General features: G+C 69.5%; 25 protein-coding genes. 11 read left to right on the forward strand and 14 right to left on the reverse strand.

Features of this window, described 5'->3' with window-relative positions:
• Positions 1 to 48: 48 nt before the first annotated feature.
• Entirely contained in the window at positions 49 to 810 is a 762-nt protein-coding gene (locus K8940_RS22145) for a hypothetical protein (RefSeq protein ID WP_223392199.1), read from the forward strand.
• Between the two features lies 1 nt (position 811).
• Here the strand turns inward: K8940_RS22145 and K8940_RS22150 are convergent, their stop codons facing one another.
• On the reverse strand, positions 812 to 3,124 hold the full coding sequence (locus tag K8940_RS22150; protein WP_223392200.1) for an ATP-binding protein: 2,313 nt from the start codon (positions 3,122 to 3,124) through the stop codon (positions 812 to 814).
• 165 nt (positions 3,125 to 3,289) lie between these two features.
• Between K8940_RS22150 and K8940_RS22155 the strand changes: the two genes are divergently transcribed.
• Together K8940_RS22155 and K8940_RS22160 are read left to right on the forward strand one after the other, a co-directional pair.
• Positions 3,290 to 3,691 (forward strand): metallopeptidase family protein, encoded by a 402-nt coding sequence (locus K8940_RS22155; protein ID WP_223392201.1) that lies wholly within the window; start codon positions 3,290 to 3,292, stop codon positions 3,689 to 3,691.
• Positions 3,688 to 4,107, forward strand: coding sequence for an SWIM zinc finger domain-containing protein (locus K8940_RS22160; RefSeq protein ID WP_223392202.1), 420 nt, complete (start codon positions 3,688 to 3,690; stop codon positions 4,105 to 4,107). Before K8940_RS22155 ends, K8940_RS22160 begins: the two co-directional genes overlap by 4 nt.
• Here K8940_RS22160 and K8940_RS22165 read toward each other — a convergent pair.
• A complete protein-coding gene (locus tag K8940_RS22165; protein WP_223392203.1) occupies positions 4,104 to 4,589 on the reverse strand; it encodes a GFA family protein in 486 nt (161 codons plus the stop codon). The two genes, K8940_RS22160 and K8940_RS22165, sit on opposite strands and share 4 nt — an antisense overlap.
• A gap of 115 nt (positions 4,590 to 4,704) precedes the next feature.
• Between K8940_RS22165 and K8940_RS22170 the strand changes: the two genes are divergently transcribed.
• Positions 4,705 to 5,328, forward strand: coding sequence for a class I SAM-dependent methyltransferase (locus K8940_RS22170; protein WP_223392204.1), 624 nt, complete (start codon positions 4,705 to 4,707; stop codon positions 5,326 to 5,328).
• Here the strand turns inward: K8940_RS22170 and K8940_RS22175 are convergent.
• Positions 5,325 to 6,029, reverse strand: a complete 705-nt coding sequence (locus K8940_RS22175; protein ID WP_411675571.1) for an NAD-dependent deacylase — start codon at positions 6,027 to 6,029, stop codon at positions 5,325 to 5,327. The two genes, K8940_RS22170 and K8940_RS22175, sit on opposite strands and share 4 nt — an antisense overlap.
• 157 nt (positions 6,030 to 6,186) lie before the next feature.
• On the opposite strand from K8940_RS22175, the gene K8940_RS22180 reads away from it, so the two are divergent.
• On the forward strand, positions 6,187 to 7,314 hold the full coding sequence (locus K8940_RS22180; RefSeq protein WP_223392206.1) for a ferritin-like domain-containing protein: 1,128 nt from the start codon (positions 6,187 to 6,189) through the stop codon (positions 7,312 to 7,314).
• A 173-nt stretch (positions 7,315 to 7,487) separates the two neighbouring features.
• Complete coding sequence (locus K8940_RS22185; protein ID WP_223392207.1) at positions 7,488 to 8,021, forward strand: lipocalin family protein; 534 nt, start codon at positions 7,488 to 7,490, stop codon at positions 8,019 to 8,021.
• Here K8940_RS22185 and K8940_RS22190 read toward each other — a convergent pair.
• Positions 8,018 to 9,031, reverse strand: coding sequence for a 2-hydroxyacid dehydrogenase (locus K8940_RS22190; RefSeq protein ID WP_223392208.1), 1,014 nt, complete (start codon positions 9,029 to 9,031; stop codon positions 8,018 to 8,020). The genes K8940_RS22185 and K8940_RS22190 overlap by 4 nt on opposite strands.
• 129 nt (positions 9,032 to 9,160) lie before the next feature.
• Between K8940_RS22190 and mmcB the strand changes: the two genes are divergently transcribed.
• Positions 9,161 to 9,631, forward strand: a complete 471-nt coding sequence (gene mmcB / locus K8940_RS22195) for a DNA repair putative endonuclease MmcB (RefSeq protein ID WP_223392209.1) — start codon at positions 9,161 to 9,163, stop codon at positions 9,629 to 9,631.
• Here mmcB and K8940_RS22200 read toward each other — a convergent pair whose 3' ends face one another.
• Complete coding sequence (locus tag K8940_RS22200) at positions 9,632 to 9,955, reverse strand: hypothetical protein (RefSeq protein WP_223392210.1); 324 nt, start codon at positions 9,953 to 9,955, stop codon at positions 9,632 to 9,634.
• A gap of 48 nt (positions 9,956 to 10,003) precedes the next feature.
• On the reverse strand, positions 10,004 to 11,845 hold the full coding sequence (gene recQ / locus K8940_RS22205) for a DNA helicase RecQ (protein ID WP_223392211.1): 1,842 nt from the start codon (positions 11,843 to 11,845) through the stop codon (positions 10,004 to 10,006).
• Between the two features lie 234 nt (positions 11,846 to 12,079).
• Between recQ and K8940_RS22210 the strand changes: the two genes are divergently transcribed.
• Positions 12,080 to 14,038 (forward strand): transglycosylase domain-containing protein, encoded by a 1,959-nt coding sequence (locus K8940_RS22210; RefSeq protein ID WP_223392212.1) that lies wholly within the window; start codon positions 12,080 to 12,082, stop codon positions 14,036 to 14,038.
• A gap of 37 nt (positions 14,039 to 14,075) precedes the next feature.
• Here the strand turns inward: K8940_RS22210 and K8940_RS22215 are convergent, their stop codons facing one another.
• From K8940_RS22215 to K8940_RS22225, 3 genes are all read right to left on the reverse strand, one after another.
• On the reverse strand, positions 14,076 to 14,795 hold the full coding sequence (locus K8940_RS22215) for a M48 family metallopeptidase (RefSeq protein WP_223392213.1): 720 nt from the start codon (positions 14,793 to 14,795) through the stop codon (positions 14,076 to 14,078).
• Positions 14,796 to 14,841: 46 nt separating this feature from the next.
• Positions 14,842 to 16,104, reverse strand: coding sequence for a polyhydroxyalkanoate depolymerase (locus K8940_RS22220; RefSeq protein WP_223392214.1), 1,263 nt, complete (start codon positions 16,102 to 16,104; stop codon positions 14,842 to 14,844).
• Between the two features lie 134 nt (positions 16,105 to 16,238).
• Positions 16,239 to 16,829 (reverse strand): SCO family protein, encoded by a 591-nt coding sequence (locus K8940_RS22225; protein ID WP_223392215.1) that lies wholly within the window; start codon positions 16,827 to 16,829, stop codon positions 16,239 to 16,241.
• Between the two features lie 75 nt (positions 16,830 to 16,904).
• Here K8940_RS22225 and K8940_RS22230 point away from each other — a divergent pair, with 75 nt between their 5' ends.
• Together K8940_RS22230 and spdR are read left to right on the forward strand one after the other, a co-directional pair.
• The gene (locus K8940_RS22230; RefSeq protein WP_223392216.1) at positions 16,905 to 18,305 is read left to right on the forward strand and encodes an ActS/PrrB/RegB family redox-sensitive histidine kinase; all 1,401 of its coding nucleotides are present in this window, start codon (positions 16,905 to 16,907) and stop codon (positions 18,303 to 18,305) included.
• Positions 18,306 to 18,381: 76 nt separating this feature from the next.
• Positions 18,382 to 18,939: a stationary phase response regulator transcription factor SpdR gene (gene spdR / locus K8940_RS22235; RefSeq protein ID WP_223392217.1), complete on the forward strand. Its 558-nt coding sequence runs from the start codon at positions 18,382 to 18,384 to the stop codon at positions 18,937 to 18,939.
• A gap of 42 nt (positions 18,940 to 18,981) precedes the next feature.
• Here the strand turns inward: spdR and K8940_RS22240 are convergent, their stop codons facing one another.
• The 3 genes from K8940_RS22240 to K8940_RS22250 all read right to left on the reverse strand — a co-directional run bounded on the left by K8940_RS22240 (position 18,982) and on the right by K8940_RS22250 (position 20,934).
• Positions 18,982 to 19,767: an SDR family oxidoreductase gene (locus tag K8940_RS22240; RefSeq protein WP_223392218.1), complete on the reverse strand. Its 786-nt coding sequence runs from the start codon at positions 19,765 to 19,767 to the stop codon at positions 18,982 to 18,984.
• A gap of 208 nt (positions 19,768 to 19,975) precedes the next feature.
• On the reverse strand, positions 19,976 to 20,263 hold the full coding sequence (locus K8940_RS22245; RefSeq protein WP_223392219.1) for a 4a-hydroxytetrahydrobiopterin dehydratase: 288 nt from the start codon (positions 20,261 to 20,263) through the stop codon (positions 19,976 to 19,978).
• 29 nt (positions 20,264 to 20,292) lie between these two features.
• Positions 20,293 to 20,934 carry an HAD-IA family hydrolase gene (locus K8940_RS22250; RefSeq protein ID WP_223392220.1) on the reverse strand — a complete coding sequence of 214 codons (642 nt, stop codon included), beginning with the start codon at positions 20,932 to 20,934 and terminating at the stop codon, positions 20,293 to 20,295.
• A gap of 84 nt (positions 20,935 to 21,018) precedes the next feature.
• Here K8940_RS22250 and K8940_RS22255 point away from each other — a divergent pair, with 84 nt between their 5' ends.
• Complete coding sequence (locus tag K8940_RS22255) at positions 21,019 to 23,118, forward strand: AsmA family protein (RefSeq protein WP_223392221.1); 2,100 nt, start codon at positions 21,019 to 21,021, stop codon at positions 23,116 to 23,118.
• On the opposite strand, the gene K8940_RS22260 is transcribed toward K8940_RS22255, so the two are convergent.
• Entirely contained in the window at positions 23,108 to 23,899 is a 792-nt protein-coding gene (locus tag K8940_RS22260) for a CPBP family intramembrane glutamic endopeptidase (RefSeq protein WP_223392222.1), read from the reverse strand. The two genes, K8940_RS22255 and K8940_RS22260, sit on opposite strands and share 11 nt — an antisense overlap.
• 34 nt (positions 23,900 to 23,933) lie before the next feature.
• Complete coding sequence (locus K8940_RS22265; protein ID WP_223392223.1) at positions 23,934 to 24,251, reverse strand: antibiotic biosynthesis monooxygenase family protein; 318 nt, start codon at positions 24,249 to 24,251, stop codon at positions 23,934 to 23,936.
• Positions 24,252 to 24,411 lie beyond the last annotated feature (160 nt).

Here is a 24,411-nt window from a genome sequence, read left to right on the forward strand (position 1 = left end):
GCCGCGCGGTTCGCGCCGCCTGATCTCGGCGTCCGTAGGAGGTCCTCGATGCTTGGCGTGCTTCTGTTTTCGCTTCTCGCTCCGGCCGAGTCCGGCGTGCTGGACGCGGCCGGCCTGAGGCAGGCCATGGAAACGGCCGCCCAGACCCGCGACGCTTCGTCGCTGACTGGGCGCAAGTTCCGCATCGTGAGGCCCTTCGCCGACCAGAAGGTGGTGAAGTACAAGGCCTTCAAGCAGTCGGCGCGGTGGAGCTACGACCGCGACAAGCGGGCCATGGTCACGACGATCGGCCTGGGCCAGATCACCGACCAGAACTTCGACGGCTACAAGGCCGCCGGGCTGGAGGCGCTGCCGCCGCTGCAGTCGCTGTACTTCGACGTCGACGCTCGCAGCGCGCCCACCAAGTTCCGGACCGAGACCCGCGACGGCTACAATCTGGACGTCGGCTCCTCGACCCGCGCCGCCAGCTTCGGCCTGGCCATCCCCTTCAAGGATGGCGGCCCCTCGGCCCTGCCCGAGGGCTTCTCGCCCCTGGTGATCGGTCAGACGCGCGGCACCAGCGCCCAGGCCTCGCGCTGGGCGGCCGCCATGATCGTGGTCTACGAGGGCGAGATCACCGACCTGACCAAGACCGGGGTATTCTGTGGCGCCTATCACGGCCAGGTCTCGTCGCACGAGATCACCGGCGACACGCCGATGATGATCCAGGATAAGCAGTGCTTCATCACCGCCCGCATCGACCGGGTCGAGGTGATCCGCGACGGCCAGGTGCTGGCCGACTGGCGCAAGCCGCCCAAGCTGGGCCTCTAGGCTAGAAGCCCAGCTCCGGCTGCATGGCGCCGGGCTGCTGGGTCTCGGGCAGGTGGCAGGTGAAGGTCGAGCCGGCGCCCGGCTCGCTCTCCAGGGCCACCCAGCCGCCGTGCAGCTCGACCAGCGCCTTGACCAGGGCCAGGCCCAGGCCGGGACCGCCGCGATCGCGGCCGACGAAGCGGTCGAAGATGTGGGCCTGGACGTGGAACGGCACGCCTCGGCCGGTGTCGGAGACGTCCAGCCGCACCTCGCCCAGGGCGCGACGGGCCTGCAGGGTGACGCGGCCGCCGGGCGGGGTCTGGCGCAGGGCGTTGTCGACCAGATGGGCCAGGGTCTGGGCCAGGCGCTTGGCGTCGCCGCGGATCAGACCCACGTCCTCCTCGCACTCGACCGCCAGGGTCACCGCGCCCAGCTGGGCGTCCTTCAGGGCGCGCTCCTGGGCGTTCAGCAGCAGGTCGGCGACGCGGATGTCCTCGATCTCCAGGGCCATCTCGCCGGCGTCGATCTGGGCCATGTCCAGCACGTCGTCGATCGAGCGGGCCAGCTGGGTGGCGGCGGCGCGGACGGCGGCCACGTGGTTGCGGCCACGTTCGGAGATACCCTCGGCGCGCTCCAGCAGCTCGGAATAGCCGATGATCGTCGTCAGCGGCGTACGCAGCTCGTACGAAACGTTGCCGACGAAGTCGCGCTTCAGCCGCTCGGCCTCGGCCAGGGCGGCGGACCGGTCGGCCAGGGCGCTCTGCAGGTCGCGGGTGTCGGTGACGTCGGCGAAGGCGATCAGGGTCGCGCCGTCCGGCAGCGGCCGGCTCTGGTAGACGACGATGCGGTCGTCCGAGGTCCGCACCTCGCCCGAGGTCGGGGCGCGCATCTGCGGATCCGGATCGGCCACCCGGCCCTTCAGCTCGCGCCAGAACGCCAGGTCGTGCAGGCGCGGCACGCACAGCTCGACCACGCCCTCGAAGTCGCCGGCCGCCTCCAGGGCGAAGGCGCTGACGTTCCAGAAGGTTTCGAAGGCCTCGTTGTGCAGGCGCAGGCGCCCGTCCGAGCCGAACACGGCGACGGCGTCGTTCAGCTTGTCCAGCGTGGCCTGCTGCACCTGGATCAGGGCGTTGTACTGGGCCTTCAGGCGCAGTTCGCCGGTGATGTCGGAATAGATCAGCAGCATGCCGCCCAGCGGGTGCGGCTGGCGCACGACCTTCAGGGTGCGGCCGTCGGGAAGGTGCCACAGGTCGTCGGCCTGGGGGCCCAGGTCCTCATAGCGGGTCAGCTCGGCGGCCTTCCAGCTGGCGTAGTCGATGGTCTCGGGCAGGCGGCGGCGCTGACGCAGGCGGTCCAGCACCTCGCCATGGGTCGGACGCTCGTCCAGCCACGCCCGCTCCAGGCCCCACAGCTCGGCGAAGGCGGTGTTGTGATATGACAGCCGCCGCGTCTGGCTGAAGATGGCCACGGCCTCGGCGATGTGGTTGAGGGTCTCGTCGTGGGCCTCGACATGCTTCTTGAAGGCGTCGCGGACGTCCTCGATCTCGGTGACGTCGACGCAGAACACGCCCACCCCGCCGCCTTCCAGCGGCTGGGCCGACACGCGGAACGCCCGGCGTCGGCCGTCCAGGGTGATCCAGCGCAGGGCCTCGCGGCGCTCGCCCTTCTCGGCGGCCTCGATGGCCAGGGCGTCGGCGGCGCGGTCAAAGCTACGGCCGGCCAGGGCCTGGGCCGAGACCGAGGTCGCCCCGACCGCGCGGATGAAGGCGTCGTTGCCCCAGGTCGGCTGGCCGTCGGCGGCGGCGATCCAGGCGGGCTCGGCCACGCTGTCGACGAAGGCGGCGAAGCGCGGCGCGGACGGCAGGCCGGCGTCGCCGCCGCTGGCGGGCGCCAGGCGCAGCCAGGCCAGGGCGCCCGCCGAACGGCCCTCGATCGAGATCCAGCCGCCCGTCCCCCGCGCCTCGAAGGCGCAGGCCTCGCCGCGCTCGAACAGGGCGGTCAGCTTGTGGGTGTTCTCGGGATCGGTGGCGGCCAGGGCGGCGACCACCGCCTGGGGCTCGGCCGCGACGCCCAGCACCCGGGCGCAGGCGGCCAGGCCCTCGGGGCCGGCGGCCAGCCGCGGATGGCCGTCCTCGACGGCCAGCACGGCGGCGTCGAACGCCTCGACCCAGGCGGGCGCGTCGTCCGCGCCGCCGCCCTGCTGGACCAGCCGCGCCTTCAGCGCCGCGATGCGCGCCTCGAAGCTCCGGCGCTGGCCCAGCGACCACAAGGTGACGCAAATGGCCAAGCAAACCGCGCCGGCCGCCGCCGCGAGGATCAGGTCGTACGAAGTCATCAGGCGCGTCGCTTACCCCAGCGGGTCCCCAGCGGATCGTCGAATCAGAATCCCAGATTAGTCGGGCCATGACCAGAGCGCGATCAAGGACGGGTGTGGCGGTCCGTCGCGATTTAACCACATCGGGCGCTGGCGTCCCGCTCCAATCGCTCTATTTGGAGGCTCATGACCTGGTCCGCCCGCCTCGCCCCCTCGCTCGACGACTTCGCCGTCCTGGCCCAGCAGGCCTTCGACGCCCTGCCCGACGGCTTTCGCAAGCTGTCCGGCGACGTGGTGATCCGGGTCGACGACTTTCCGTCCGAGGACGTGCTGGACTCGCTCGGCATCGAGGACGCCTTCGAGCTGACCGGCCTCTACCAGGGCGTGGACCTGGGCCGCCGCTCGGTGCTGGACTACGGGACCGAGCCGTCGCGGGTGTTCCTGTACCGCCGCCCGATCCTGGACGAGTGGGCCGAGCGCGGCGACGTCTCGCTCGGCGACCTGATCACCCACGTGCTGGTCCACGAGATCGGCCACCATTTCGGCCTGTCGGACGACGACATCCACCGCATCGAGGACGAGGAATGAGCCAGCCCGACACCCCGCTCTTCGACACCGAGGCCTGGCGCGAGCGCATGGACGAGCGCTGGTTCGACACCGGCGTGGCCATGGCCGAGAAGGGCGACGTCGACCTCGTCTCGATCGAGGACGAGAAGGTCACCGCCCACGTCATCGGCAGCGTCGGCGACCTCTATGTCGTGCAGCTGTGGGCGCCCGCCGGCGAAGGGACCTGCACCTGCCCCGGCTTCGAGAAGTTCGGCGCCTGCAAGCACCAGGCGGCCGTGGTCACCGCCGCCAACGCGGCCGACCTTTCCAAGGTTCGCGACCGCATGGCCCAGCTCCGCGACGGTCTCGCCCTCGACAGCAAGGACGCCCTGATCGAGCGCCTGGCCGAACTTGCGCGGTTGCAGCCGGCCGTGCTGGCGGCGCTGGAAGGCCGCTAGAGGAAGTCGTCGACGGCCGCCCGTCGCTTGGCCTTCGGCTTGGGCCGCTCCCACATCACGCCGGGATAGCCCTTCAGCGGGACCAGCTTGCCGCCGCCGTAGGCCCAATCCGGCGCCTGGTCGAGGGCCGTGTGATAGCGCGGCTCGCGGCCCGTGCGCGTGTCGAAGAGCGCCCGGGGCAGGTTGACCATGGTCGGGGCGCGCTTGCGCTCCATGAAGAGCGGCGTCCCGCAGCGCCCGCAGAACCCCCGGGTCGTCCCCTCGTGTTCGTGGCGAGTCACCAGGTCCTCGCCCTCCAGCCAGTGGAAGCGGCTGCGATAGCTTCCGACATAGGTGACATAGGCGCAGCCCTGGGCGCGGCGGCTGGCGGCCGAATGGTCGTGGAACGCCCACCGCGCCGGGACGCCGATGGCCAGGCGGACAGCGCCGCACGCGCAGGCGCCTTCGGCTTCCTCGGCGGGTGGCTTGAGGGTCTTGGGCATGGGCGGCTCCGGAACGCGTGCGTCCGAATAAACCCCATTGCTGCCAGATCTGTCAGGAGGCCGGCTTGACCGGGCGCGCGGCGAGCGGCCTGCTGTCGGCGGGGAGGAACGCCGAATGGCTGCCTGGTACGACCGTCACATCCTGCCGAGACTGCTGTGCTGCGCGTGCGGCGCGCCGTCTATCCGCGAGCAACGGGTCCGGATCGTGCCCCAGGCCAGGGGCCGGGTGCTGGAGCTGGGGATCGGCGGCGGCCTGAACCTGGCCTTCTACGATCCCGCCGCCGCGACCAGCGTGACCGGCGTCGATCCCTCGCCCGAGCTGCGCGCGATCGCCGAGGCCGCGCCGCGACCCCAGGGCCTGGCCGTCGAGATCGCCGCCGGCGAGGCCGAGCGCCTGCCGTTCGCCGACGCCAGTTTCGACACCGTGGTCTGCACCTTCACCCTGTGCTCGGTCCGCTCGACGGCCGCCGTGCTGTCCGAGACACGGCGGGTGTTGCGGCCAGACGGCCGGTTCCTGTTCTGCGAGCACGGCCTGTCGCCCGACGATGGCGTGGTCCGCTGGCAGAGGCGCCTGGAGCCGATCTGGACCCGCCTGGCCGGCGGCTGCCACCTGACCCGACCGGTCTCGGCGGCGATCGAAACGGCAGGCTTCGCGCTGGGCGAGACCCGGCGCTTCTACCTGGACAAGGTCCCCCGCCCGATGGGCTGGTGCGAGCAGGGCGTGGCCCGGCCCGCCTAGAGGCCGTTCAGCACCCGCTCCACCCAGGCCGGCACGACCTCGCTGGCCGGCCCATAGTGCTTCTCGCCGAAGACATAGGCGTTGGCCGAGGGCTCCAGATTGATCTCGCAGGTCGCGACGCCCATCGCCCGCGCCTCGGTGACGAAGCCGGCGGCCGGGTAGACCGAACCCGAGGTGCCGATCGAGACGAAGAGGTCGGCCTCGGCCAGGGCGTCCTCGATGGCGTCCATGTGGAGCGGCATTTCGCCGAACCAGACCACGTGGGGCCGCGCCCCGCCGTCGCGACCGCAGGCCTCGCACACGGCCTCGGCGGTCAGCGGGCCCGGATCGGGGCGCAGGGCCTGGCAGTGGGCGCAGCGGGTCACGGCCAGTTCGCCGTGCATGTGGACCACGCGCCGGGAGCCCGCCTTCTCGTGCAGGTCGTCGACATTCTGGGTGCAGAGCCACAGGTCGCCGCCGCGCGCCGCCAGGGCGGCCTCCAGCCGCGCCAGAGCGACGTGGGCGGCATTCGGCGAGGCCTCGGCCAGGTTGGCGCGGCGGGCGTTGTAGAAGGCGCGGACCTTGGCCGGATCCCGGGCGAACCCCTCCGGCGTGGCGACCTCCGAGAGGTCGTACCGGGTCCACACCCCGTCCTTGTCGCGGAAGGTGCCCAGGCCGCTCTCGGCCGAAATCCCGGCCCCGGTCAGCACGAAGATCTTCATTCCGTTCACCAACTTAAGTTTCGTCGCAAACCTGACGCCTCCGTCATTTTTAATTTGACCAACGTCAAGAGTTGAGTTGACAGTGTTCAGATAGCCGAAGACCCGCGCAAGACGGGCTCGGCACGACGGACGTCGCACGGCCATAGGGAGCGCCGACATGACCGACAAGAACATCACCAAGGACGCCATGTACGACGCGGTCGCGCCGGACGACTTCGAGTCGATGCTCGAACTCGACCGCTACGGCAACCGCTCCAGCGCCTTCGACAAGATCATCTCGGCCACCCACGACCACTTCTGGGATCCGCTGGACAAAGCCTATATCGACTTCGACGAGCCGTTCGACATGGAGAACCAGGCCCTGGTTCCCGAGGATCTCGTGATCGCCCTGTCGACAGACTACGTCTCCGACCACCTTTCCGACCCCAAGCAGCGCATCCGCTTCATCAACCAGTCGGTGCTGCGCAGCTTCTCGTCGATCCTGCATGGCGAGCAGGGCGCGCTGAACCTGTCGGCCAGCCTGTGCCACGTGCTCAAGGACCAGGGCGCGCAGGAATACGCCGCCAACCAGACGCGCGAGGAAGCCCGCCACGTCACGGCCTTCGCCAAGTACATCAAGGCCCGCTGGGGCAAGCCGGTCGAATGCGGCCCGGCGCTGAAGACCCTGCTGGTCGAGATCATCGGCGCGCCCGAGGTCTACAAGAAGATCATCGGCATGCAGATGCTGGTCGAGGGCCTGGCCATGGGCGCCTTCGCCACCTTCTTCAACCAGATCCATGATCCGGTGGGCAAGAAGCTGCTGCAGCTGGTGATGACCGACGAGGCCTTCCACCACAAGTTCGGGAAGATCTGGGCCGACCGTACGGTGCCGAAGCTCTCGGCCGAGGAGCACGCCATCATCGAGGACTGGGCGGCGCACTGCTTCCAGACCCTGCTGTTCAATCTGGTCTCACCGCACCAGCAGCTGGATCTCTACGCCGAATTCGGCCTGGATCCGGACAAGGTGGTCGAGGAGTACGGAAAGATCATGACCGACGACCTGCGTCGGGAGAACATGAAGGAGCAGACCAACATCTTCCGGGTGCTGGTCAAGACTCTGCTCAACGCCGGCATCATCACCGACCGCACCAAGGCGTTCTACGCCATGTATGTCGACCTCGAGGAGCTGAAGAGCGAGGGCGAGCGGATGGTCGGCGACGACATCGCCGAGGAAGGCATCCGCCACCTGCAGGCCATCAACTTCAAGAACCGTCCCACGGCCGCGATCAATATCGCGGCCGAGTAGAAGAGAAGGCTGGCCGCGATCAACATCGCGGCCGAATAGGAATCCCACCGCCTGCCTAGGCGCGCACCGCCCCGCCGGAACCCCGGCGGGGCGGTCGTCGTTTCTGGCGTCCCGCGCCCATCCGATGAACGTCCGCGGCCGTATCCTCTCCGCCAACCGCTTCCGGAGGTTCCATGCGCACCGCCCTGCTCGCTCTGCCCCTCTTCCTCGCGCTCGGCGCCTGCGTCTCGGGTCCGAGCGGCAATCCCAAGCCGCCGCAGCCGGCCAAGAGCGTCGAGCTCGATCGCTACCTGGGCCGGTGGTACGAGGTCGCCCGCTACGACATGCGGTTCGAGAAGGGCTGCGAGGGCGTCACCGCCGACTATTCTAAACGCCCCGACGGCCTGATCCGCGTCGTGAACACCTGTCGCCAGGGCGCGGTCGACGGCCCGATCAAGGCCAGCGAGGGCAAGGCCAAGGTCGTGGACACCGCCACCAACGCCAAGCTGAAAGTCAGCTTCTTCGGTCCATTCTGGGGCGACTACTGGGTCCTGGACCACGCCGACGACTACAGCTGGTCGATCGTCGGCGAGGGCTCGGGCCGCTATCTGTGGCTGCTGTCGCGCGAGCTCCCGACCGAGGCCGACCGCGCGGCCCTGACCGCGCGCGCCAAGGCGCTGGGCTATGACACGGCGATGCTGCGGCAGACCAAGCAGCCGAAAGGCTAGGCGCCCTTCACCACCGCCGCCACCACCCGGTTGACGGGCTCGCGCCCGGCCTCGATCTCGGCGAGGCTGGCCAGGGTCGTGCTGGCGATCGCGCCCAGGGCCTCCTCGGTGAGGAAGGCCTGGTGGCCGGTGATCAGCACGTTCGGGAAGGTCAGCAGACGCTGGAACACGTCGTCCTGAATGATCTCGTTGGAGAGATCCTCGAAGAACAGGTCGGCTTCCTGCTCGTAGACGTCCAGGGCCACGCCGCCGACCTTGCGCGATTTCAGCCCCTCGATCAGCGCGTTGGTGTCGATCAGGGCGCCGCGGCTGGTGTTGACGATCAGGACCCCGGGCCGGGCGTCGGCGATCACCCGGGCGTCGATCAGGTGGCGGGTCGCGGGCGTCAGGGGACAATGCAGCGAGATCAGGTCGGCCTCGCGCAGCAGCGTCTCGACCGGGACGTAGCGGACGCCGGCCGCGACCAGTTCGGGATCCTGATGGACGTCGCTGGCCAGGACCTCGCAGCCGAAGCCGATCCGCAGCATCCGCGCGACCAGGGCGCCGATGCGGCCGGTTCCGACCACCCCGGCGACGCGGCCCGACAGGTTGCGGCCGATCAGGCCGTCCAGCGCGAAATTGTTCTCGCGAACCCGGCTCCAGGCCCGGGGGATGTTGCGATCGACGGCCAGGATCAGGCCCAGGGTGAACTCGGCCACCGCCTCGGGCGAATAGGCCGGCACGCGCACCACCGTGACGCCCAGGGCCTCGGCGGCGTCGAGATCGACATTGTTGTAACCGGCGCAACGCAGGGCGACCGTCCGGACCCCGACGGCGGCGAGGGCCTCCAGCGCGGCGGCGTCCAGCCGGTCGTTGACGAAGACGCAGACCGCCGGATAGCCGCCGGCCAGCCGCGCGGTCGTCGCATCGAGGCGGGCGTCGAAATAGTCGATCTCGTGCCCGAACGCGCCATTAGCCGCGTCCAGGAACCGGCGGTCATAGGCCTTGGCCGAAAAGACGGCGATGCGCATCGTGCTTCCCCTGTTCCCCCCCTGTTGAACAGCCGCGGGGCTGAGCGCGCAACTCCGTAAAAGACCGCCCGAAAGACACACATGTCCCTCCGGCTTGATCCGCGAACAAAGCTGGAACATGATGACGTCGTGGACGTAATCATCGAATTTCAGAGCCGCCCAGAGACCACACGCCCGGAGACCACCCTGGCCGTGACGCGGGGCGCCGCGCGGCTGCTGGTCGACCTGGGCTACGCGCCACTGGCCGAGGTGACCCTGCCCAACGGGCGGCGGGCCGACCTGATGGCGCTGGGTCCGAAAGGCGATGTGCTGATCGTCGAGGTGAAGTCAGGGCTGGAGGACTTCCGGGTCGATCGGAAGTGGGGTGAGTACGCGCCTTATTGCGACGCCTTCTATTTCGCCGTGGCGCCGCACTTTCCCGAAGGGATCCTGCCGGACGAGCCGGGGCTGGTCGTCGCCGACAGCTTCGGCGGCGCGGTCGTGCGCGAGGCGCCGGTCACCCCCCTGGCGCCGGCGCGTCGCAAGGCGCTGACGCTGGCCTTCGCCCGCCTCGCGGCCTTGCGGGCCGCGGGCGTGAACGCCGAACGGCTGACGCTGTAGCTAGTCCAGGTTCCGGGCGATCAGGAAGCCGACGCCCAGGCCGATGGCGAAGGCGCCCAGGGCCACGCCCATCGGATGGTCCTCGGCGACATGGTGGGCCACCTGGGCCTTGTCGCGGGTCCAGGCCGCGCCGACCTTGGCCTTCTCGGTCGCGAAGGTGCGGGTCTGCTGGGCCACCTCAGTGGCGGTCTCGCGCGCCGACTTCACGGCTTTGCTGACCGCTTCCTTTGCCTGCTTGGTCTTTTCGGCGGTCGTCTTCTTCGCGCCGTCCAGCGCGGCGGCGGCGGATGAGGTGTCGGGAGTGAAGCTGCTGATGTCGGTCATGGGGGGAGGCTCCTCGGCTTGACCCCGTACCAACTCATCCGGAGCCGTTTAGTTCTCCCGCACCACCTTCAAAACCGCTTCGCCGTAGCGATCCAGCTTGCCCTGACCCACCCCGCCGGCCTTGCCGAGGGCCGCCAGGCTGCCGGGCCGGGCGGCGGCGATCTCGGCCAGGGTGGCGTCGTGGAAGATGACATAGGGCGGCACGTGCTGCAGCTGCGCCTGCTCCTTGCGCCACGACCGCAGGGCCTCGAACAGCACCTGGTTCTCGGCGGGGATGGTCAGGGCCTTGCCCTCGCGGCGCTTGCGGGCGCTGCTGGCGCGGCCGGTCTCGGGGACCTCGGCCATCTGGCGCAGGGCCACGCGGCGCTCGCCGCGATAGACCTGGCGCACGCCCTCGACGTCGCCCAGGCCGATCAGCGGCCGGCCTTCATTGGGATCCTCGCGCAGCAGGCCCTCGAAGATCAGGGTGTCGAACAGGTCGCGCCAGACTGGCTGGCTGAACTCGCGGCCGATGCCGAAGGTCGGCAGCTGGGCCTCCTGCGGCGTGACGTCCTTGGTCTTGCCCAAGAGATGGTCGATCAGCCGCCCGCGCCCGAACCGGCCGCCCATGCGGTGGACGGCCGACAGGGCCTTCTGGGCCGCCTCGGTGGCGTCGATCCCGGTCGGCGGCGCGACGCAGACGTCGCAGACCCCGCAGCGGGCCACGCCCTCCTCGCCGAAATAGCGGCGGACGGCGGCGGCGCGGCAGGTGACGCCCTCCAGCATCGAGTAGAACTGGCGCAGCTTGCGCGATTGGACCTGCTTGACCTCGTCGGGGGCCTCGCGCGTCTCGATGCGGCGGCCCGCCCAGGCCATGTCGGCCGAGCCGTACAGGGTGATGCCCTCGGCCGGCTGGCCGTCGCGGCCGGCGCGGCCGACCTCCTGCCAATAGGCCTCGATGGCGGCCGGCGGGTCAGCGTGGATCACGAAGCGGACGTCGGGCTTGTCGACGCCCATGCCGAAGGCGATCGTCGCCACCATCACCGCGGCGTCGGCTTCGAGAAAGTCCTCCAGCCGGCGAGCGCGGACGGCCTTGTCCAGGCCGGCGTGGTAGGCCAGGGCCGGCACGCCCTCGGCGTTCAGCTTCTCGGCCAGCTTTTCGGTGCTGTCGCGGCTGCCGGCATAGACGACGCCGGCCCGGCCGGGGCGCTCCAGCACGAGCTCGACCACCCGGTCGTGCCCCTTGCCGCGCTTGCGCTCGGCGCTGAGCGCCAGCTCGGGGCGGGCGAAGCTGTCGACAAACTCGGCCGCGCCCTGCAGGCGCAGTTCGGCGCGGATGTCGTCGCGGGTCCGGGCGTCGGCGGTGGCGGTGACGGCCAGGCGCGGCACGTCGGGGAACAGCTCGGCCAGCCGCCCCAGCATCCGGTATTCGGGCCGGAAGTCGTGGCCCCACTGGCTGACGCAGTGGGCCTCGTCGACGGCGATCAGGGCCAGCGGCGTGCGGCCCAGGCGATCCAGCATCCACGGCTGCATCAGGCCCTCGGGCGACAGGTACAGCATATCGACCTCGCCGGCGTCGATGCGCCGCCAGATGTCGCTGCGCTCGTCCAGCGAGATGTTGCTGTCCAGCCGCTCGGCCGCCACACCCGCCTGGCGCAGGCCCTGGACCTGGTCGGCCATCAGGGCGATCAGCGGCGAGATCACCAGGCCCACCCCCGGCCGGATCAGCGACGGTATCTGGTAGCACAGGCTCTTGCCGCCGCCGGTCGGCAGCACGGCCATGGCGCTGTGGCCGGCCAGGATCTCGTTGATCACCCCGGCCTGCATCCCCCGGAAATCGGCGTGGCCGAACGTGCGCCGCAGGACGTCGCGAGCGTGGTCGAGCTCTGGAGAATCGGGAGGAACGTACACGGCCGCTCTTTTGGCAGCCTCGGACGGCTTGGCCAAGTGTTGGAGGGCCGAGGGCGTCATGGTCGGTCGCCGCTCCATGGACTCAATTTCAGGTAGCAATATGGCCCGAGCGAACCTTCGCCACAAGCACGCCTTAAGGATCGTTCACGTCTCGTCAATCTTGTCGCGCGTTGTGTGGGCATCGGCTAAACGGAACGCGCTCGAGACCTCGCGCGCGCAGGATACAGGACGACCATGGCGAACGGACCCTTCGGCGGGAACAAGGCGGCCAGGCCGCAACGGACCCCGCTTCAGGCCCTTGTCTACTGGGGGACTGTCCTGGGCGTCTGGGGCCTGATCTTCGTCGTCGCCTTCTTCGCCGTGTTCGCCAGCGACCTGCCCGACACGTCCAAGCTCTACGACGTCAAGCGCCAGCCCTCGATCAACTATCTGGATCGCTCGGGCGCCCTGCTGGCCGTGCGCGGCAGCCAGTACGCGCCGCCGGTCGACATCGACGCCCTGCCCAAGTACGTGCCGGCCGCCTTCGTGGCCATCGAGGACCGCCAGTTCTACCACCACTTCGGCTTCAACCCCTGGGGCATCGCCCGCTCGCTGGTGTGGAACGCCACCCATGACGGCGGCCCCCAGCGCGGCGGCTCGACCATCACCCAGCAGCTGGCGCGGAACCTGTTCCTCAGCCCGGCCCAGAACTATCGCCGCAAGGCCCAGGAGCTGATCCTGGCCGTGTGGCTGGAGATGAAGTTCTCCAAGAAGCAGATCCTGGCCCTCTATATGAACCGGGTCTATTTCGGGGCTGGCGCCTACGGGATCGAGGCCGCCTCGCAGCGCTATTTCAACAAGCCCGCCAAGGACCTGTCGATCGGCGAAGCGGCCCTGCTGGCCGGCATGATGAAGGGCCCGGCCCGCTATTCGCCGGTCTCGGCCAAGGAGCGCGCCGCCCGCCGCGCCACCATCGTCCTGGACGAGATGGTGCGCATCAAGGCCATCACGCCCGAGCAGCGCGACCAGGCCTTCAGCACCCCGGTGCAGGTCTCGGCCACCCTGGCCAACCAGCGCGCCCAGTACTTCACCGACTATATCGACGCCCAGGTCCGCTCGCTGGTTGGCGAACCGACCGAGGACCTCGTCGTCGAGACCACCCTGGACCTGCCGATCCAGGTCTCGGCCGAGCGCGCCGTGAAGCTGGGCGTCGAGGGTCATGGCGCCCAAGGCGTGCAGCAGGCGGCCCTGGTCGCCATCGACGGGGAAGGCCGCATCCGCGCCTATGTCGGCGGCGCCGACTACGCCGACAGCCAGTTCGACCGCGCCACCACGGCCCGCCGCCAGGCCGGCTCGGCCTTCAAGCCGTTCGTCTACCTGACCGCCATGGAGCAGGGCCGCACGCCCGCCGTCATGGTCGTCGACGAGCCGATCAAGATCGGCAACTGGGAGCCCCGCAACTACACCGGCAAGTACCTGGGTCCCATGACCCTGCAGACGGCCCTGGCCCAGTCGATCAACACGGTCGCCGCGCGCCTGGCCAACGAGGTCGGCACCAGCAACGTCGCCGCCACGGCCCGTCGCCTGGGCATCACCAGCAAGATCCAACTGGACCCGTCGATGGCCCTGGGCGCGGTCGAGGTCAGCCCCATGGAAATGGCCCAGGCCTACGCCCCGTTCTCGAACGGCGGCTTCCTGGCCAAGGGCTACGGCATCGAGCGCATCCGCACCGCCAGCGGCAAGGTGCTCTACGACCACGGCGTCGAGAAGGCCGAGCGCTCGGCGGTGATCGGCTCGCCGGCCCTGCAGTACATGAACCAGATGATGCGCGAGGTCGTCGCCTCGGGCACGGGCGCCCGCGCCAAGGTCGGCGGCTACGACATCGCCGGCAAGACCGGCACGACCAGCGACTACAAGGACGCCTGGTTCGTCGGCTACACCGGCGGCTTCGTCACCGCCGTCTGGACCGGCAAGGACGACAACACCGCGATGAAGCGGGTCACCGGCGGCGGCGCCCCGGCCGAGATCTGGCGCACGTTCATGACCGCCACCCTGCCCCGCCTGAAGGCCACCCCCATCCCGGGCGGCATGGTCGAGCCTCCGCCCTCGACGGACCCGATCGGCGACCTGATCGACCCGTCGACCACGCCCGAAGGCCCGGCGGCCGAAACCCCCGGCGGCGCTCCGCCGCCAGCGGACCAGCTGCCTTACTGAGATCCAGGATCCCCCAAAGCGGGAGGATTTTCAGACACTAGGCCCCGATCGCGTGAAGCTCCGCCGCGTGGGCCCGGAGCCACGCGCGGTGCGGCGCGGGATTACCCGCCAGCTGCTCGCACAGCGCCCAGAACCTCGGGCCGTGGTTGGCCTCGATCAGGTGGGCGCATTCGTGGGCGGCGACATAGTCGGCCACCGCCGCCGGCGCCAGGATCAGTCGCCAGCTATAGCGGATCGCCGCGGGCGCCCTCGGCGTCGCGGGCCGGCACGAGCCCCAGCGGGCCTTCGGGTCGGCGACGGCCACCGAAGGCATCGGGCGGCCCAGGGCCGAAGCGTGGACGGCGGTGCGTTCGGTCAGCACGGCCAGCGCCTCGCGCTTGGCCAGCCGGATGACCTTCATCCCCCAGTTGGCGTCGTCGGGCGCGACGATGCGCCCCTCCTCGAGACGGGCGCGGCCGGGGCCGACCTCCAGGCGATAGGGCCGGTCGTTCAGGCGCAGGATCCCGCCCGGCGCCAGGCTCATCCGCTCGGGCAGGGCGGCCAGCTGCTTGGCGATCCAGCCGGACTTCTCCTGAGCGAAGGCCACGGCCTCGTTCAGGCGGCGAGGGCTGGGGGCCAGGGCGACGATCTCGGACTTGGCGCGGTCGACGCGCAGCGAGACGCGTCGCGCCCGGCCGTCCACCCGCAGGCGAACGGGCCAGCCGCCGATCTCCAGTCGATCACCGTCGGAAAAGCGTTGGGCCGAGCGCGCGAACATCAGTCGCTAAGATCGTGTGCGTCGAGGTTCGCCGCAAGGCGGCGGATCAGGCCCCGCCCCCGAAATTCGGATCGCACTTGAGGATGAACGATCGCACGCGCGGATAGATCTCCTCGCGGAACCGGCGGCCGTTGAACACGCCGTAGTGGCCGACGCCGGGCTGGACATAGTCCAGCTTCAGGTCCTCAGGGATGTTCGGGCACAGGCCGTGGGCGGCCTGGGTCTGGCCGATGCCGGAGATGTCGTCGTTCTCGCCCTCGACCGTCATCAGGCCGATGTCGGTGATGGCCTCAGGCTTCACCCGCGCGCCGCGATGCATCAGCTCGCCCTTGGGCAGCAGGTACTGCTGGAAGACGATGTCGATGGTCTGGAGATAGAACTCCTCGGTCAGGTCCAGGACCGACAGGTACTCGTCGTAGAACTCCAGGTGCTTGTCGGCGCTGTCGCCGTCGCCTTTCACCAGGTCGTCGAAATAGCGCTTGTGGGCCTCCTGGTGGCGCTCAGCATTCATGCTCATGAAGCTGGCCAGCTGGACGAACCCCGGATAGACGCGCCGGCCCGCGCCCGCATAGGGCGGCGGCACCGTGTAGATCATGTTCGACTGGAACCAGGTGAACGGCTTTTCCTCGGCCAGCTGGTTGGTCACGGTCGGCGACAAGCGCGCGTCGATCGGCGAGCCCATGAAGGTCATGCTGGCCGGGCGCGAGGGATGGTTCTGCTCGGCCATCAGGGCGGCGGCGGCCAGGACCGGCGGACCGGGCTGGCAGACGGCCACGACATTAGGGCGCGGCCCCAGCACGGCCAGCATCTGGACGATGTGGTCGATATAGTCGTGGAAGTCGAAGCGGCCCTCCAGGACCGAGACCTCGCGGGCGTTGACCCAGTCGACGATGAACACCGCGTGGTCGGGCAGGAAGGCCTCGACCGTGCCGCGCAACAAGGTCGCGTAGTGACCTGAAAGGGGAGCGACGATCAGCACGGCGGGGTCGAGGCTGAACTTGCCGGCCCGGCGCATGTCGGCCATGTCGCGGTCGAACTGGATGAGGCGCGCCCAGGGGCTCTCCCAGACCACGGTGGGACGGACGCGCACGTCGACCTGGCCGACCTTGACCGTGTCGATGTTCCACTTCGGCTTGCCATAGCGCCGGGTGACGTTGGCGAAAAGATCCGCGCCGGCGTGCATGCGCCGGCCCAGGGCCGTGTCCGCAGCCGGATTCAGCGGCGATCCCCAGAAGTCCCGGGCCGCCCGCGCCGCGAGGCGCATCGGAGTGGAGGCGTAGTAAGCCGCCTCGTGTAGGGCGTAAAGCATGGCGCATCCGCGATGTTGCAGCGCAACATAACACGCTCACGCCTAACAGAGTCTACCTTTTCGAGACTTTTTGCGTCGCGTCATGGCGTCGCTCGCGCGCTCGCTCTTCGGGCGAGGGGAAGAAGGGAGAAGCTCTACCCCTCGCGCATCGCGTCCGAGATTCGGCGAGCGATGTCCTCGGGCGGCAGGTTGTAGGGGATCACCGTCTTGAAGCGGCCCTTGGGGTCCATCAGGTAGATCGCCGTCGAGTGGTCCATGGTGTAGCCGGGACCGTCGCCGACCTTGGCGTAGTAGACCTTATAGGCCTTGGCCGCGGCCTTGACCTGCTCTTCCGTACCGGTCAGGCCGATCGTCGATTTGGGGATGTAGTCGGCCGACAGATAGGTCTTCATCTGCTGGGGCGTGTCGCGCGCCGGGTCGATCGAGATGAAGACGATCTGCAATTTGTCGGCCTTGGGACCCAGTTGCTCCGTCGCCGCCGACAGGGCCTGCAGCGTGCCGGGGCAGACGTCCGGGCAATAGGTGAAGCCGAAGAACACCGCGCTCCACTTGCCCTTCAGCACCTTTTCGGTCGCCGGGGTGTTGTTCTGGTCGACCAGCTGGAACGGCCCGCCGACCGCGGCGACCGGTTCCGACTTGAAGACTCCCGCATTCCACGCCAGGCCCGCGGTCACCGCAAGGCCCAGGACGCAGGCCAGGATCAGAACGAGGCGGTGACGAGGCATGTGCGTTTCATCCTTTTGCGGCCGCCCGATCTTTTCACTCTCGCCAGGCGGGAGATTATGGTCAATCTTGCGGTCATGACCGACGTTTCGTTCGCGAGAGCGCCCGACGATCAACGTCATAAGGGGCTCGATAAGCCGGGCGAAGAACCGGCGCAAGACGACGCCTGGTCCTGGACCGCGCCCGGGCTTCGCCGTGGACGCTTAAGGGTCCGAACCCTTCTGGCGCAGCGCTGGCTGTCGGTGGTGGGCCAGACCGCCGTGTTGCTGGTCGCCGGCCTTGCGCTCAAGCTGCAGGTGCCGTGGGCGCTGTGCTTCACCCTGATCGCCCTGTCGGCGTGGCTGAATGTCCTGCTGGGCCTGGCGTCCAGCGGTCAGCGCCTGGCGCGCGACGGCGAAGCCACCGCCCAGATCGCCTTCGACATCCTGCAGCTGTCGGGCCTGCTGTACCTGACCGGCGGGGCGCTGAACCCGTTCTCGCTGCTGCTGATCGCGCCCGTGACCCTGGCGGCGGCCACCCTGCCGGCGCGTTACGCCATGGGCCTGGGCCTGCTGGCCATCGCCTCGTCGGTGGCCCTGGCGCTGTTCCACATGCCGCTGCCGACCGTGGCTGGCCACGCGCCCGTCCTCGATCCTAGCCCGCTGATGCTGTGGTCGATCGTCACGGCGCGGATCTTCGGCATCGTCATCACCGCCGCCTACGCCTGGCAGGCGGCCAGCGAGTCCGCGCGGATGGAGCTGGCCCTGAACGTCACCGAGACCGTGCTGGCGCGCGAGCAGCGCCTGTCAGCCCTGGGGGCCCTGGCCGCCGCCGCCGCCCACGAGCTGGGCACGCCGCTGGCCACCATCTCGGTCGTCTCCCGCGAGATGGCCCGCAACGCCGCCAGCGAGGAGATCCGCGAGGACGCCGAGCTACTGATCGGCCAGGCCGCTCGCTGCCGCGAGATTCTGCAGCGCCTGACCGAGATGCCCGAGGCCAAGGACGCCGTGCACGAGCGGATGAGCCTGGTCCAGCTTGTCCAGGACGTGATCGAGCCGCACCTGGTGCACGGCATCCGCGTCGAGGCCGTGGTCAACGGTCCGGCCGGCGAGGCCGCGCCCGACATCTGGCGGCGACCCGAGATCATCCACGCCATGACCTCGATCGTCGAGAACGCGGTCGACTTCGCGCGCAGCGAGGTGATCGTCATCGCCCGCTTCGACGCGCGCTACATCGTCATCGAAGCCCGCGACGACGGCGCCGGCTTCTCGCCCGAGGTGCTGGCCAAGCTGGGCGAGCCGTACGTTACGACCCGCCCCGGCGCGGAAGGGTCGCGGACGGGCCATATCGGCATGGGCCTGGGCTTCTTCATCGCCAAGACCTTGCTGGAGCGAACCGGCGCCACGGTGGATTTTCGCAATGGACGCCGCGGCGGCGCCGTGGTCTCGGCCCGCTGGCCGAGACCCGCGCTTGAAGCTCCCGGATATACGGGGGCTTGATGTACGACGCGGATAAGGGAAAGTATGGGTCGTTATTTGGCCTGTTGAGTATTGGCCCGGGGAGGGGCTGACTTCTATGGCGGATATCGGAGAGCTGGTTTCGGCGCTGCCGGACAAGTCGCTTCTTCTGTTGGACGACGACGGACCTCTGCGGACCCGGCTGGGACGGGCCCTGGAGCAGCGCGGCTTCGAGGTCACGCTGGCCGCCTCCGTGGCCGAGGCGCTGACCATCCTGCGCGGCGCCGCGCCGGCCCACGCCGTGCTCGACATGCGGCTGGAGGACGGCTCGGGCCTGAAGGTGGTCGAGGCGGTGCGCGACGCCCGGCCCGACGCCAAGGTCATCATGCTGACCGGCTACGGCAACATCGCCACGGCCGTGGCGGCGGTGAAGGCGGGGGTGGTCGACTACCTCTCCAAGCCCGCCGACGCCGACGACGTGGCCCGGGCCCTGCTGGCCGCCAAGGACGCCGCCCCGACGCCGCCGGAAAACCCGATGAGCGCCGACCGCGTCCGCTGGGAGCACATCCAGCGCGTCTACGAGATGTGCGGCCACAACGTCTCGGAAACCGCCCGCCGGCTGAACATGCACCGCCGGACGCTGCAGCGGATCCTGGCCAAGCGCGCGCCGCGTTAGGTCGAGAGCCCTCCCCCGCGTCGCGAGGGAGGGCCTATCCCGTCACATCGCCGAGATCCCGCCGTCCAGGCGCATCTCGGCTCCGGTCATGAACTTGCTCTCGTCGCTGGCGAGGTAGAGCACCGCATTGGCGATGTCGCTCGGCTCGCCGATGTGGCCCAGTGGGATCTGGCGGCCCAGCTTGGCGTGGGCCTCCTCCTTGCCCAGGCGCTGGCTCAGCGGGTCCAGGATCGGGGTGTCGATGAAGGTCGGGTGGATCGAGTTCGAGCGGATGTCGAGCCCCTGCTTGGCGCAGTAGAGGGCGATGTTCTTGCTGAGCAGCCAGACCGCCGCCTTCGAGGCGTTGTAGGCCGGCGAATTGTGGTTGGCGATCAGGCCGGCGATCGAGCTGATGTTGACGATCGAGCCGGGCTGGTTGGCCCGCATGTAGGTCAGAGCGTGCTTGGCCCCCAGGAAGACGCTGTCGACATTGATCGCCATGATCCGCTTCCAGAGGTCGAACTCCATGGCCTCCAGCGGCTTGTCGCCCGCGACGCCGGCGTTGTTCAGCAGCACCGAGATCCCGCCCATCAGGCTGTTGGCCTTTTCCAGCGCCTCGATCCACTGGTCTTCCTGGGTGACGTCCAGATGTAGGGCGAAGGCCGTCCCCGCGCCATGCTTGGCGTTGAGCTCGGCCGCCACCGCCTCGGCGCCGGCCAGATTGATGTCGGCCAGCGTGACCTTGGCGCCTTCCTCGGCCAGGCGACGCGCGGCCGCCGCGCCCAGCCCCTGGGCTCCGCCGGTGATGAAGGCCTTCTTGCCGGCGACCCGGCCCATGCTCTGCGCCATGCGGCGTCCTCCCAATTATAATTCAAACGGGAGTTTGAACCGGGACACAGCATGAGGGAAGCCCCATCTCTCCTCCCTCTCTGGGGGAGAGGGACCGCCGAACGGCGGTGGAGGGGGCTTGGGGGCGAGGCCTGTTCAGCACCGCTTCGCGGACCCCTCCGTCTCGATGCGTTCCGCATCGATCCACCTCCCCCTAATGGGGAGGAGGTTATGCTGCGGCGCTGTCCATGAACTTCGCGAGCTGGACGTCCAGTTCGGTCACCCCGTCGGCGTCGTGGGTGGTCAGCAGCACCTCGACGCGGTTGTAGACGTTGAACCATTCGGGGTGATGGTCGAGCTTGTCGGCCATCAGGGCCACGCGGGTCATGAAGCCGAACGCTTCGTTGAAGTCGCCGAACTTGAACGTCTTGGCGATGGCGTCCTGGTGGTCCTTGGCGGCGCTCCAGCCGTCGAGCTGAGCGATCGCCGCGGCGGCGCCGATGCGGGGGCGGGACATGGAGACTCCTCCGAGAAAGCTTCGCCCCCTCAGAACGCCAATCCAGTCGCTTCGGCAAGGTCGTTCAGCAGCTGGTCCTCGGTCGAGACCTTGATGGCCTTCATGCCCAGGACCGCCGCCGGCTTGCAGTTGATCCCCAGGTCGTCGAGATAGACGCAGGCCTCGGGCGCGACGCCCAGCAGCTCGCACATCATCTGGTAGATGCGCGGATCGGGCTTTCGGACCCCGGCCTTGGAGCTTTCGATCACCGCGTCGAACAGGGCCATGATCTCGCCCACCGCCAGGGCTTTCTCGGCGCTCTGGGCCATGCCGGGGCCGTGGCCGGTGGGCACGTTGTTGGTGATGCAGCCGACCTTGAACCGCGCCTTGCAGACCTTCAGCGCCTCCATCACCCGAGGTCGCAGGTCGCCATAGAGCAACGGCAGAACCTCGGCCCCGCGCACGGGATGGCCCAGCCGCGTCGCCTCCTCCAGGAACAGGCCGTCGAAGGCGGCGGCGTCGATCTCGGCCCGCTCGAACCGGGCCCAGGCGTTCACGTCGCCATTGGTCGCGTTCACCGTGCGGATGAAGTCCGAGGGCAGGCCGCGCTCGACCTCGTAGCGGCGGAAGGCCTCGAACGGCGAGGTCGTGAACACGCCGCCGAAATCCCAGATCACCGCCTCGATGGCCATCGGCCGCCCCCCTGAAACAACTGTTTGACCCAGGCTATCGCCGCCGGGCGGAGAGGGGAAGCCCGGCCGGTCGGGAACGCGACCGTGGTCCTCGCGCGTTGTGAAGGATCAACCGGAGCCACGATCCTGTCGACCGCCGACGCCATCCTGCCCCCGAAGCCGCCCCGGAATCCGTTCCGGGGCCTGTCGCGGCGCGCCCGGATCGGCATCGGCGCGGCCCTCGCTTTGGTCGCGGCGATCATCATCTTCCTGGTGATCTTCGACTGGAACTGGCTGCGTGGACCCGTCAGCCGCTACGCCTCGGCCCAGATGCAGCGCGAGGTGGCGATCACCGGCGACCTGCGCGTCCATCCCTGGTCGTTCCAGCCCAAGGCCGAGGTCTACGGCGTCCGCATCGGCCAGCCGGCCTGGGCCAAGAGCGTCGACCCCGAGGCCGGCCAGATGGCCCGGATCCAGCGTATCGCCGTGCAGGTCAAGATCTTGCCGCTGCTACGCGGCGACGTCATCCTGCCGTTCTTGGCCGTCGACAAGCCCGATGTGCGCCTGCTGCGCGACAAGGACGGCAAGGCTAACTGGACCTTCGGAGCGGCCCGAAGCGACAAGCCGCTGAAGCTGCCGGCCATCCAGCGCTTCGTCATCAACGAGGGTCGCTTGCGCGTCGACGACCGCCAGCGCGGCGCGCTGTTCGTCGGCACGGTCAACGCCCAGGAGCAGGCCGGCCAGCGGGGCGGCCGCTTCGTGCTTGAGGGCAAGGGCAGCCTGAACAAGGCCGGCTTCCTGGCCCAGGTCACCGGCGGTCCCCTGCTGAACATCACGCCCAGCAAGCCCTATCCGTTCGACGCCGAGGTGCGCGCCGGCTCGACCCACATCCTGGCCAAGGGCCAGGTGACCAGGCCGTTCGACCTGGGCCGGTTCGAGACCCAGCTCAGCATCGCCGGCGCCGATCTGAACCGCCTGCACGATCTTACCGGCCTGACCCTGCCCAATACCCCGCCCTACAAGGTCTCGGGCCATCTGGTGCGTAAGGGCGACCGCTACGACTTCGAGACGCTGTCGGGGCGGATCGGCGACAGCGACATCCGTGGCGACCTCTTCGTGCTGACCGGGCGCGAGCGGCCCTATCTGGAGGCCAACCTGCGCTCGCGCCGCCTCGACTTCGACGACCTGGGCAGCCTGTTCGGCGCCGCTCCGGCCACCGGCCGCGGCGAAACCGCCTCGGCCGGCCAGAAGGTCGAGGCCGCTCAGCGCGACGCGACCCAGCGCCTGCTGCCCGACGCCACCCTGCAGGTCGACCGCGTCCGCGCCATGGACGCCAAGGTCAGCTATCGCGCCGACACGGTGAACGCCCCCAACCTACCGCTGCGCAAGGTCAGCCTGGAGCTCACCCTGGACCAGGGCATGCTGACCATGGACCCGGTCGCCTTCACCTTCTCGCGCGGCGATCTGAAGGGCACGGTGCGGCTCGACGCCCGTCCGGCCGTGCCAAAGACTGACGTCGACGTGCGCCTTACCAACGCCCGCCTCGAGGACTTCATCCCGATCATGAGCGACGGCAAGCGCGCCATCGAGGGCCCGGTCATGGCCCGCGCCAAGCTGTCTGGGACGGGAAACAGCGTCCATCGCGCCGCGTCCAGCGCCAATGGCTCGGTCACCCTGGTGGCCCCACGCGGCCAGATCCGCCAGGCGTTCGCCGAACTTCTGGGCGTCAACGCCTCGAAGGGCCTGATCCTGCTGCTGTCCAAGAGCGACAAGGAAACCCCGGTCCGCTGCGCCGTCGCCGACTTCGACGTCAAGAACGGCGTCATGACCACCAACCACCTGGTGGCCGACACCGGCGTGGTGCTGGCCAAGGGGCGGGGCACGATCAATCTGGAGACCGAGCGGATGGATTTCCGCATCGAGGGCGACAGCAAGAAGCCGCGCCTGGTGCGCCTGTTCATCCCGATCACCATCAAGGGTCCGTTCCTGGCTCCGAAGATCGGACTGGAGCCCGGCAAGGCCGTCGGCCAGGGCGGCGTCGCCGCGGCCCTGGGCTCGCTGATCAACCCGCTGGCCGCCCTGCTGCCCTTCGTCACCACCGGTGAAGCCAAGGACGCCGACTGCGCCGGCCTGGTCAGCGAGGCCCGCCAGTCCGGCGCGCCGGTCAAGGTGGCGCAGACGACGCCGGCGAAGGTCAAGAAGTAGAGCGCGCTTCGCCTAGCCGCTCCCGCGTCATTCCCAGCACGCCCAGCGCGAAGACCGCCGCCATGACGTGGCTGGCGACCTGGTAGGCGCTAACATAGTGCGCCCCCGTCGCCGGAAACACGGCGATGCGGCTGAGGTTGAGCAGGGCGTGGAACAGCACCATGGCGAACAGGCTGGCGCCGGTCGCCGCGTAGAGCCAGGTCATGATGATCCGCAGGGCGATCGCGCCCAGCAGCCACCAGGCCATGTCCGCCCACGACGCGCCGACCGCCGCCATCGACGGCAGGTGGCCCGCCCACCAGGCCAGCGCCAGCACGAGGCTGCCGCCCAGGGCGCCCCAGCGCCGCCGCAGCGGCGCGAAGGCGTAGCCCATCCAGCCGATCTCCTCGCCGGCGGCCAGCGCCAGGAACAGGACGAACAGCGCCGCCAGCCGCGCCAGGCTGGGCGTCAGGAGCGGATCGTCGAAGCCGAACAGCCGCGGCGCGCCCCAGCTGGACAGGTAGAGGACCGGCGGAATCAGGATCACGGCGGCGATCCAGCGCGGATCTCGCAGAGCGGCGACGTCGAAGGCGCGGGCGACGAGCCCCGCCGCCGCGCGCCAGCCGCCGCTCCAGACGCGGAGGCCCAGCGCGACGGCCATGGGCGTGAACCCCAGGGCCAGGTCCGAGACCGGTATGCGCAGCGGGCCGATCACCCCCAGGCGCCCGCTCGCCAGCCAAAGCGGAACCGCGAGCGCCAGCACCCAGAGGAAGAAGACCAGCGCCGAACGTTCGGACTTCATCGCTCGCCCCTCCATGCCAGCGCCCGCTTTTCTGTCAGCGCTCGAAGGTCATGGCGACCTCGTAAAGACCCGGATGGGCCTCGCCGAAGCGCCGATTGCGATCGATGAAGCCGCCCTTCGTCAGGCGCTCGATCACCGCCCGGGCGGCGTCGAGGCTTTCGGTCTGGGCGTAGTTGACCACGCGGGTCCCATCCAGGCTGCGATGCAGGCTGGCCGACAGCCAGCCGGGCTCGTCACGCGCATAGGCGGCCGCCTTGGCCAGGTGGTCGATCAGCGCCTGCTGGCCGCCCGGCGGAACGGTGAAGACGTTGATCTGGGTGATGACGCCGGTCTCGGCGCGGATCAGAGGCACGAGCATTGCTCCATTCGTGAGCCCGCGCGCGGTCGTGGGATTGACTGTTCGCCACGCGCAGGTCGCCGGCGCGGGGCGCGCCAAAGCCTGCCGTGGGTTCACCGCGTGGGGCGGGAACGGAGCTCCGCCAGCATGGCGGGGGATCGGGCTTACCGTCTGC

The organism is Caulobacter segnis (assembly GCF_019931575.1).
GTDB classification, from domain to species: domain Bacteria; phylum Pseudomonadota; class Alphaproteobacteria; order Caulobacterales; family Caulobacteraceae; genus Caulobacter; species Caulobacter segnis_C.